The sequence below is a fragment of the Rhodovulum sp. PH10 genome (genome assembly GCF_000293785.1).
GTDB lineage: Bacteria > Pseudomonadota > Alphaproteobacteria > Rhizobiales > Xanthobacteraceae > Rhodoplanes.
In genome coordinates this window covers 66,553-76,231 of the sequence record NZ_AKZI01000050.1, presented here as the reverse complement: position 1 = coordinate 76,231, position 9,679 = coordinate 66,553, and the positions used below count along the sequence as shown (strand labels likewise).

Sequence of the window (9,679 nt, the reverse complement as noted above, 5' to 3'; positions counted from 1 at the left end):
CGGGCCGCTTTCGGCCGCCCGGTTCGTCGCCGATCTCGCGCGTACTCCCCGGTACGCGCCTCGATCGGCTCCTGCCGGATCGGCGAAAGCGGCTCCGGCGCAGCCCCGTCGGAGTGTCCAAACGGGCTCTAAAAGCGCGAGGCCCGAAAGTCAGGCCGCGCGCTCCGCCGCGCCGCCGGTGCCGACCAGCCGGGCGACGGTGTCGGCCGACAGCGCCGGGCCCTCGACCGACAGGCCGGTGAACTCGGTGTTGATCCAGATGACGCGCGCGCGGATCGTGTCGCCCGGCGCCAGCCGGACGACGCAGCTCGCGCCCGGCTCGAGCCCGCGCACGTTGCGCAGCCGCAGGCCGCTCGGCCCGAGATCGACCATCCGGGTCGGCTGGGTGGTGCCGCCCAGCTCGACGGTCGCCGCCACGTCGCAGCCGGTGCGCGCCTCGGCGCGGCGGTCCGCCACCTCCTCGTCGAGCGCGATCAGAAGCTCCTCCACCGATGCCGACAGCCGCCGCGCCGAGCCGACCAGATCGAACGAGGTGCGCGTCACCAGCGCCGCCTCCTCGTTGGTGCGCGAGATCGCGGTGGCCACCGCGTCGACATTGCGGTCGACGTCGCCGAAATCGACGTTGCGCGAGATCTGGCCGGTCGCCGCGTCCTGCTGCTCGACCGCCGCGGCGATCGCGGTGGTGAGCCCGGCGATCTCGTGCATGCGCTCCGCCATGTCGCCGATCGCGCCGACCGCGAGGCGGGACGAGCCCTGGATCTCGGCGACCTGGCGGGCGATGTCCTCGGTCGCCCGCGCGGTCTGGCCGGCGAGCGCCTTCACCTCCGAGGCGACGATGGCGAAGCCGCGGCCTGCGTCGCCGGCGCGTGCCGCCTCGATGGTGGCGTTGAGGGCGAGCAGGTTGGTCTGCTCGGCGATGCTGGTGATCAGCGCGACGACGTCGCCGATCCGGGCCGCCGCGTTGGCCAGCGCCGACACTTCCTTGTCGGCCCGGGCCGCCACCTGCGCCGCCTCGTTGACGATCTCGCTCGAGCGCGCGGTCTGGCCGGCCACCTCGCGGATCGCGCCGCCGAGCTCGGTGGTCGCCCCGGCGATCACCTGCACCGTGTCGGAGGCGCGCTGCGAGGCGGCGACCGCCTCGGTCGCCCGTTGCGCCGCCTCGCCGGCGATCTCGCCGAGCGCGGCGCCGGTCTGCGTCATTCGTCCGGCCCCGTCCTCGACGACCCGGATGGTCTCGCCCACGGTGTCGCGAAACCCGTGAACCAGGCGCTCGAGCTGGCGCCGGTTCGCCTCCTTCTGTTCCTGCTGGGCCATCGTCTCGGCCTCGAGCCGCGTGCGCTCGAGCGCCGTGTCGCGAAACACCGCCACCGCGCGCGACATGTCGCCGATCTCGTCCGCCCGCGCGGTGCCGGCGAGCGCGACCGAGGTGTCGCCCCGGGCGAGCCGCCGCATCTCGGCGGTGAGGTCGTTCACGTCGCGATGGGCGCGGCGGCCGACCACGACCAGGAGGCCGATCGCCACCACGGTGAGCAGGCCGCCGATGCCGGCCGCCCACGTCATCCGCTGCCGCGCCGCCTGCGCCACCGTCGCGGCGGTGGCGCGCAGGTCTTTCCCGGCATCGTCCGCGAGCGTCTTCAGTGCGTCGATCCGGGCGGTGGAGGCGGTCCACCAGTCCCTGGCGTCGGCGCCCTCGATCCGGCCGGTGTCGAGGCTCGAGTCGGCCGCGCGGCGGAACGGATCGATGCCGCGCGCCACCGCACTGGCAGTGAAGCGATCGAGCGCCGCCCGCATCTCGGCGTCGCCGACCGAGCGGACCAGCGACAGCCGGCCGTCCTGGCGGGCGGCGAACTGCACGAACAGCGTGAAATTCTCCGGGGTGAACTTTCCGGCGCCGAAGCCGCGGGCGCCGGCGGCGCGCTCGAGCCCGGCGAACTCCTTGGCGCGGGCGATCGCCGAATAGACCACGGCCGCGCGGGCGATGGTGCCGACATCGGTCAGCGTGACCATCATGTCGAGCGTGCCGAGCAGCCGGTCGATCGCCACCGTGTAGCGGCGGGCGACCTCGATGCCGTCGAGCGCGAAGCCGTCGATCCGGTCGCGCAGCGTCGAAAGCCCGTCCAGCGCCTCGCCGTTCGCCCGCAGAGCCTCGGTGAACACCGGGGCGGCCGAGGTGGCCGCGGCGCGCTCGCGATAGAGGGCGAGCACCGCATCGGTCTCCTTGCGCTGGCGCGGCACCACGTCGGCGAAGACCTTGCCCTTGGTGGCGGCGAAGGCGGAGGAGGCGCCGCGCTCCTTCTGCAGCTCGTGCACCAGATTGGAGATCGTCGGCGCGAGCTCCACCACCTCGGTGACGTGGCGGACCTCACGAAGCCGGGTCCAGGCGTCGTTCACCTGATGGACCGCGAAGGCCACCAGCCCGGCCACCGGAAGGAGCGAGAGGGCGGCGATCTTGACCGACAGCTTCATGTCCGCTCCATGGCCCGCGGCGGTGTGGGAGGCGCCGGTGGGCGCCGAAAAGGTTTTTTCCCGCGGCGGTGAATGCATGCCGAGGTGGGGTGTTACCTGTCGATGTTTCGACCTTGAATTGATATCGTGCCCGGATTAACGATCAGTAAGGCGGGGATGGTACGGAAATCACGCCGTATCAGAGGCATGCGGAAGTATTGAAGCACCGCTGAAAAGAGGTATCTCGACCGCCGCCGAAGCCGCGGCGGTTCGCCGGCGCCTCACGCCGGCCGCAGCGAAAAGCCCGAGAAGCGGGCCGCGAGCTGCGCCGCCGCGTCGAGATCGGACGCCCCGCCGGCATGGATCACGAACAGCGCGTCGCCCTTCGCCACCGTGTCGCCGACCCTTGCACGCAGATCGATGCCGGCGCTGCGGTCGAGCGGCGCACCGGCGACGCGGGCGATGCCGGCCACCGTGAAGCCGTCGATGTCGGTCACCGTGCCGGCCTCGGTCGCGACCACCGTGTGGGTGAGCCGGCCCGGCCGGATCGGCTCCTTCCGCGCACCCTGCGCCTCGACGATGCGTGACAGCGCCTCGCGTGCCGCACCGGAAGCGAGCAGCTCCTCCACCCGCCGGCGGGCGGCGAACAAGTCCGGCACCGCCGGGTCCCAGGCGACGATGCGGCTGGCGAATTTCAGCGCTTTTTCGCGCAAGTCCGAGGGCGCTTGCGGATCGCCCTCCAGCACCCAGAGAACGTCGCGCGCCTCGAGCGCCGGGCCGACGCCGCGGCCGACCGGTGCGCTGCCGTCGGTCGGGAACGCCTCCACCACCAGCCCGAGCCCCTTCCCGGTGCGCTCGAACAGTCTTGCCAGCGCCGTCGCCTCCGACAGCCCCTTCACCCGCGCTCGCGGACCGTAGGGCAGGTCGATCGCCACATGGGTCGCGCCGGCCGCGAGCTTCTTCGACAGGATCGAGGCGACCGACCAGCGGGTGGAATCGAGCCCGAGCGGGCGGGTGATGGCGTTCATCACGTCGTCCAGCACCGAATGGTTCAGCCGCCCGTTCCAGGCGATGCAGCCGCGCGCGGCCTTCACCACGCGGCGCACGTCGTCGGCGTCGAGATCGACGCGCGCGAGCGTCTCCATCGCATCCGCGGTGCCGGCCGCCGAGGTGATCGCCCGCGACGACGTTTTCGGGATCGCCAGGCCGTGCGCGGCGACCAGCGGCACCACGATCATGGTGATGCGCGAGCCCGGAATGCCGCCCATCGAATGCTTGTCGGCGACCAAGGGCTCGTCCCAGTCGAGCTTTCCGGAAAAGCGCGCCCGCACTCTCGCGAGCGCCAACACCTCGTCGTCGTCGAGGCCGCGGTCGGCGGCGACCAGAAAACCCGCGACCTCGCTGTCCGGATAGCGGCCCTCGACGATGTCGCCGACCACCTGCCGATAGTCGGGCTCGTCCAGCGCCTCGCCGCGGATTTTTCGGCGCAGCGCGGTGCGGCTCGCCGGCGTCGGCGTGCGCGTGAGCACCACCTCGGTGTCTTCGGCGACGCCGAAGCGGGCGAAAACCTCGGCCGAGAGACCAACCCTGTCGGGCGGCAACAGGCCGGGCTCGACCAGCGCCACCTCGGCGCGGATGCTGCGCGTGCCGGCGGACAGGTCGATGCGGCCGGGGCCGAGATAATCTGCGGCGTTCACCACCGTGCAGTCGCGCGGGATGAAGGCGAGGGCGCGCTGGCCGGTGGCGATCGGCATCTTTCGCAGCCGCAGCCGGTTGGTGGCGTTCTCGATCGCCGCGACCAGACGCTCGATACCGACGCGCGGCGTGGAATCGTTTTCGACCCGCACCACCTCGACGTTTTCCGGATAGTCCGGCACCGTTCGCGTGAGGCGTTCCCGGATGTTTGCCGCGCTCTCCCGTCCGCGGGCGGAAAGGCGGGCGGCGATCACGGCGTCCGGCGCGGTGATCTCGACGACGACAAGGCGCGGCACTCGCTCGGCGAGCGCGGCGACCACGGCGCGCGAGCCGTTGGCGATCACGTGGCGGCCGGCGATGAGATGATCGAGCAGCGCGGTGGGCAGGCCGTAGCCGAGCCCGTGCGCGGTCCAGTCGATCAGAAACGCGCCGTCGCGCTTCCTCCGGGCGAAGGTCGCTTCGTCCACCGCCTCGTGCACCTCGCCGCCGGCATCGGCGGGCCGCGTGATCACGCGGCGGGCGAACACGAAGCGCCCGGCGGTGCCGAGCGTGTCGCGTGCGCCGTCGAGCAGCGTGTCCTTGCCGGAGCCGCTTCGTCCGACGACGAAGAGGAAGCAGCCGGGTCGTTGTTCTTGCTGGGTCATGTTCGGGGGTGTCGGCCGGGAGCCGGAAGTGGTCGCCCCGTCGCTCCGACCGGGCGACGGGGCAGGGGAGGGATTGTCATACCAACGGCGACAGAGTCCGACCTCGTCCTGAGGAGCACTCCGCAGGAGTGCGTCTCGAAGGGCGAGGCCACGGTGCGGACCTCATCCTTCGAGACGGCCGCTTCGCGGCCCCTCAGGATGAGGTCATCGTTTCCCGCCGCTGGTATTAGTTCGCCTCGTCGAGGCCGATGTCGACGGCCGGGGCCGCTTGGGTGATCTTGCTGGTGGAGATGTAGTCGACGCCGGTTTCGGCGATCGCCACGATGGTGTCGAAGCGGATGCCGCCGGACGCCTCGAGCGGCACCTTGCCGGCGACCCGCTTCACCGCGGTGCGCATGTCGTCGAGCGACATGTTGTCGAGCATGATCACGTCGGCGCCGGCCGCCATCGCCTCGTCGACCTGCTCCAGCCGGTCGCACTCGACCTCGATCTTGGTGAGCGTCGGCAGCGTCTTCTTCGCGCGCGCGACCGCGGCGGAAATGCCGCCGCACACCACGATGTGGTTGTCCTTGAGCATCACGCCGTTGTCGAGGCCGAGCCGGTGGTTGAGCCCGCCGCCGCAGGCGACCGCGTGCTTCTCGATCATCCGCAGGCCCGGCGTGGTTTTCCGGGTGTCGATCAGCCGCGCTTTCGTGTGGGCGATCAGCGCGACCCAGCGCGCGGTCTCGGTCGCGATCGCCGACATGTGCTGGACGATGTTGAGCGCGACGCGCTCGCCGGTGAGGATGCCCGACGCCGGCCCCTTCACGGTGAGCAGAACGTCGCCCTTCTTCACGGCGTCGCCGTCCTTCACCGAGACGCCGACCTCGAGGCGCGGCTCGTAGCGGCGAAACACGCGGGCGGCGATCTCGATGCCGGCGATGGTCATCGGCTCGCGCGCGTTCATGTGGAAGTGTCCCTGCTCGCCGGGCTCGATCATGGTCTGCACCGTGAGGTCGCAGTAACCGATGTCCTCGGTGAGCCACAGGTCGATCAGACGGTCGACCGCGAACGGATCGTACATGCTCCAAAACTCCAGTGAGCGCGATGGGGGGGAAACCGGAAGACGGAAGGCGGTCAGTGGCGGCGCGAGCGATCGAGCGCGAGAAGGGCGGCGTTGGCGAGCAGGGCGAAGACGGCGAGCAGAACCGCGACGGCGAGCACGGTCGGCATGTCGCCGCGCTCCATCGCGTGGGTGACGAGATAGCCGAGGCCGTTGCGGGAGGCGAACATCTCGCCGATCAGCACGCCGAGCAAACACAGCGAGAAGCCGAGCCGGGTGCCGGTGATCACCTCCGGCAGGATCGCCGGCAGGACCACGCGGATCGAGGTGTCGAACGAGGAGAGGCCCATCACCGCGGCGCTGCGCCGATACACGGGCTTGAGCTGCAGGATCGCGTTCATGGTGAACAGCGTCAGCGGGATCATGCCGTGCATCACGCCGAAGGCGATGCGCGCCGAGATGCCGAGCCCGAACAGCAGCAGCACCACCGGATAGAGCGTCACCTTGGGCAGCGCGTAGAGATTGACCAGGATCGGCTCGGAGACCGCGCCGGCGGTGCGGTTCATGCCGAGCAGGATGCCGAGCGTGATGCCGGCGATCGTCGAGATCACCACGGCGATCGCGAACGCCTGTGCGGTCTGCGCGGTCTCTTTCCAGAAGTCGGCATCCTGAAACAGCACGCCGAGCTGGGCGAGCGTCTCGAAGGGGGAGGGCAGGCCGCTGTTGGCGACGACGAGATGAAGGATCTCCCAGGCCACCACGAGGCCGAGAAGAACGAGGGCGGGTCCGATCGTGCTGCGCATGGTCAACGCCTCAGCCGCGCCTGCAGGCGGCGATCGATGGTGTCGAGCAGCGTGTTCACCACCGTCACCGCCACCACGATCAGCAGCATCAGGCCGTACATCGTGCGGTTCTCGAAATTGTTGTAGGCGTAGGCGATGGCGTAGCCGACCCCGGCGCCCGACAGGATGAACTCCGAGGCGATCACGCCGATGAAGGCATAGGCGACGGAGAGCTTCACGCCGGTGAACAGATGCGGCAGCGCCGCCGGCAGGCTGATTTTCAGCGCGCGCTCGACCGGGCCGAGCCGCAGGATGCGGGCGGTCTTGCCGAGCACCGGCGGGATGCGATCGAGGCCGGTCAAGGTGGCGGAGATCATCGAGACGATCGCGAGCAGCACGGCGATCGCGACGATGGCGCCGCTGCCGACCCCGAACAAAATGATGAACACCGGATAGAACATGAAGGTTGGCACCGCGTAGTAGCTCGCGAGCAGCGGCTCGACGGCCGCCCGCAGGGCCGGCCAGGCATGGATCACCACGCCGACCAGGAAGCCGAGCACGACGGCGATCGCAGTGGATGCCAGCACGTCGACGAAGCTCACAAAAATGTCCTCGGTGTGCGTGCCCGCGACGAGGATGTCCCACAGGCTGTCGACCATCGCCGAGGGCGCGATCAGCACGGTCGGCGAGATCGCGCCGAGCCGGCAGGCCGCTTCCAGCGCCGCCACGGCGACCACCACCACGGCGAGCCTGATGATGCCTTCACGAGTCATGACGTGGGTGCTCGCCGCATCAATCGTTGTTCAGATGCTTGAGCGATTCCTCGCGCAGGCGGTCCCACAGCCGGGCCGTCAGCTCGCCGAACCGCGGATGCGAGACGATGCGGCTGTCGCGCTCGTCCGGCCAGCCGGTGTCGAGAATGTCGATGAACAGGCCCGGCCGCGCCGACATCACGCCGACCCGGTCGGACAGCATCGCCGCCTCGTCGAGCGCGTGGGTGATCAAGAGCACGGTCGCGCCGGTCTCGCGCCACAGCCGCAACAGCTCGTCGCCCATCAGGAGCCGCGTCTGCTGGTCGAGCGCGCCGAACGGCTCGTCGAGCAGGATCAGCCGCGGCTGCATCACCAGCGTGCGGGCGATGCACACGCGCTGGCGCATGCCGCCGGAGAGCTGCGCCGGGTAGGCGTCGGCAAAGCTCTTCAGCCCCATGAAGCCGATCGCGTAATCGACCCGCCGCTTCACCTCGGCGGCGTCGACCTCGGTGCGCTTCAGCCCGAAGGCGACGTTGTCGCGCACGGTGAGCCAGGGGAACGAGGCGTCCTCCTGAAAGACCACGCCGACGCCGGGCGGCACGCCCTTGATCGGCTGGCCCTCGAACTCGGCGCGGCCCTCGGTCGGCGCCGAGAGGCCGGCGAGCACGTCGAGCAGCGTCGACTTTCCGCAGCCCGAGGGCCCCACCACGGAGAAGAACTCGCCGCGGCGGAGATCGAGGTCGACCGGGCCGAGCGCGTGAACGCTCGGCCGGCCGCGTGGCGTGAAAACGCGAGTCACGTCCACCAGGCGGGCGTGATGGTCGTCCTCGGGCACCATGGTGATCGGCTCGGACACGGTGAGGCTCGGTTCGGCGAGGCTCGATCGGACGAGGCTCATTTCGCGGCCTTCAGCGACGCCGGAAGGAACGACGGGTCGAGCAGCTTCGACCAGTCGACCGGGCCGGTGACCTGACCGATCAGGCGAAGGCCTTCCACCGTGCGGTCGAGCTCGGCGGTATCGAACGCGCCGGTGCTCCACATGTGCGGGGCGATCATGTTGTCGACCGCCTTCTCGGCGAGCGCCGGCTCGAGCTTGAAGGCCTTGGCGACGATCTCGCCGGCCTTTTTCGGGTCGGCATAGATCGCCTCGACGCCCGCCGCGCGGCCGGCGATGATCGCCTTCAGCTTGTCCGGGTTCTTCTTGGCGAAGTCGCGCGTGGTGATGCCGACCGAGGTGGTCATCGGCGGCAGGATCTTCGCATAGGATGCGACCGTGCGATACCGATCGGCGCGGGAGATCGACAGCGGCTCGATCAGCACGGCGGCGTCGACTGCGCCCTTCTCCAGCATCGTGAGGCCGTTGACATAGCCGCCCGAGGCGATGCGCTCGACTTTTGCCGCGTCCACGCCCTCGGCCTTCAGCGCCATCAGCAGCAGCATCTCGGAGACGCCCTTGGGCGAGGTCACCGCGACCTTCTTGCCGTCGAGGTCCTTCAGCGATTTCACCGGCGAATCCGGCATCGTGACGAGCGAGGCCTCGGCCACCGTGCGGGTGCCGGTGTTGACGATCACCACGTCGAGGCCCTGGCGCTGCGCTGCCAGCGCGGCCGCGATCGCCACCTCGCCGTACGGCGTGTCGCTCGCCAGCATGTTGCGCACCGTGGTGCCGCCGCCGCCCGAGCCGATGATCGAGGTGATGTCGACGCCGGCCTTCTCGAACAGTCCTTCCTCCATCGCTACCGCGTAGGGCGCGCCATAGAGGCTGGTGCCCCACTGGGTGACCGAGATCTCGTCCGCCTGCGCGGCGCCGAGAGCGCCGCCGAGCAGAAGCGCGCCGGCGACCAGAGAGCGAAACGTGTGGGTGAGCGACATGATCGGACTCTCCGGCTCGAGGGTTTTCGGGTGTACGGGCATACGGTGCGTCGATGTGTCGATGGTCCGAGGGGGTGAGATCGACGGGCGGCCATCGGCCGCCGGCCAGGGACCCGCCGCCATCCTCTACCACGCCGAAGGGTGGTCGAGATGCCCGTCGACAGCAAGACGGGTCGGCGTCGGAGCACGTGCGGGCGTGCGTTCCGGGGGTCGCGCATCCGCTTCGGTCGCCTCTCCGATCCCGCAGCGGCGCGGAGACCGGGAGCAGACGATGCAAATGATTTGCATACAAACAAGTTAGAGGGGACGAAACGAATGTAAAGCGAGTTTCGCCGCAAAATCGGTCACGTCTCACAATTTGTGCAAAAGCCGTGTTCGTCCGCAGCCGGGCGGCCGAAATTGTGTCAGCGCGATCGCCGCGTGCTCGATTTGCATAGCGTCCAGGCC

The 9,679-nt window shown here is 70.0% G+C and carries 7 protein-coding genes; all 7 read right to left on the bottom strand.

Features of this window, described 5'->3' with window-relative positions:
* Positions 1–150: 150 nt before the first annotated feature.
* Positions 151–2,466, bottom strand: a complete 2,316-nt coding sequence (locus tag A33M_RS09955) for a methyl-accepting chemotaxis protein (RefSeq protein WP_008386467.1) — start codon at positions 2,464–2,466, stop codon at positions 151–153.
* Positions 2,467–2,726: 260 nt separating this feature from the next.
* On the bottom strand, positions 2,727–4,784 hold the full coding sequence (phnN, locus tag A33M_RS09950; protein WP_008386466.1) for a phosphonate metabolism protein/1,5-bisphosphokinase (PRPP-forming) PhnN: 2,058 nt from the start codon (positions 4,782–4,784) through the stop codon (positions 2,727–2,729).
* Between the two features lie 226 nt (positions 4,785–5,010).
* Positions 5,011–5,847: a carboxylating nicotinate-nucleotide diphosphorylase gene (gene nadC, locus A33M_RS09945; RefSeq protein WP_008386464.1), complete on the bottom strand. Its 837-nt coding sequence runs from the start codon at positions 5,845–5,847 to the stop codon at positions 5,011–5,013.
* Positions 5,848–5,900: 53 nt separating this feature from the next.
* Positions 5,901–6,629 (bottom strand): ABC transporter permease, encoded by a 729-nt coding sequence (locus A33M_RS09940; RefSeq protein ID WP_008386463.1) that lies wholly within the window; start codon positions 6,627–6,629, stop codon positions 5,901–5,903.
* Positions 6,630–6,631: 2 nt separating this feature from the next.
* Positions 6,632–7,381: an ABC transporter permease gene (locus A33M_RS09935; RefSeq protein ID WP_008386460.1), complete on the bottom strand. Its 750-nt coding sequence runs from the start codon at positions 7,379–7,381 to the stop codon at positions 6,632–6,634.
* Between the two features lie 19 nt (positions 7,382–7,400).
* Entirely contained in the window at positions 7,401–8,258 is an 858-nt protein-coding gene (locus A33M_RS09930) for an ABC transporter ATP-binding protein (RefSeq protein ID WP_008386458.1), read from the bottom strand.
* On the bottom strand, positions 8,255–9,232 hold the full coding sequence (locus tag A33M_RS09925; RefSeq protein WP_008386456.1) for an ABC transporter substrate-binding protein: 978 nt from the start codon (positions 9,230–9,232) through the stop codon (positions 8,255–8,257). The genes A33M_RS09930 and A33M_RS09925 overlap by 4 nt, the downstream gene beginning before the upstream one ends.
* Positions 9,233–9,679 lie beyond the last annotated feature (447 nt).

Bases quoted from the DNA above. Each gene is read 5' to 3' on its own strand.
- A33M_RS09955 (WP_008386467.1), bottom strand. From the start codon at position 2,466: ATGAAGCTGTCGGTCAAGATCGCCGCCCTCTCGCTCCTTCCGGTGGCC.
- A33M_RS09940 (WP_008386463.1), bottom strand. From the start codon at position 6,629: ATGCGCAGCACGATCGGACCCGCCCTCGTTCTTCTCGGCCTCGTGGTG.
- phnN (WP_008386466.1), bottom strand. From the start codon at position 4,784: ATGACCCAGCAAGAACAACGACCCGGCTGCTTCCTCTTCGTCGTCGGA.
- A33M_RS09930 (WP_008386458.1), bottom strand. From the start codon at position 8,258: ATGAGCCTCGTCCGATCGAGCCTCGCCGAACCGAGCCTCACCGTGTCC.
- A33M_RS09925 (WP_008386456.1), bottom strand. From the start codon at position 9,232: ATGTCGCTCACCCACACGTTTCGCTCTCTGGTCGCCGGCGCGCTTCTG.
- nadC (WP_008386464.1), bottom strand. From the start codon at position 5,847: ATGTACGATCCGTTCGCGGTCGACCGTCTGATCGACCTGTGGCTCACC.
- A33M_RS09935 (WP_008386460.1), bottom strand. From the start codon at position 7,381: ATGACTCGTGAAGGCATCATCAGGCTCGCCGTGGTGGTGGTCGCCGTG.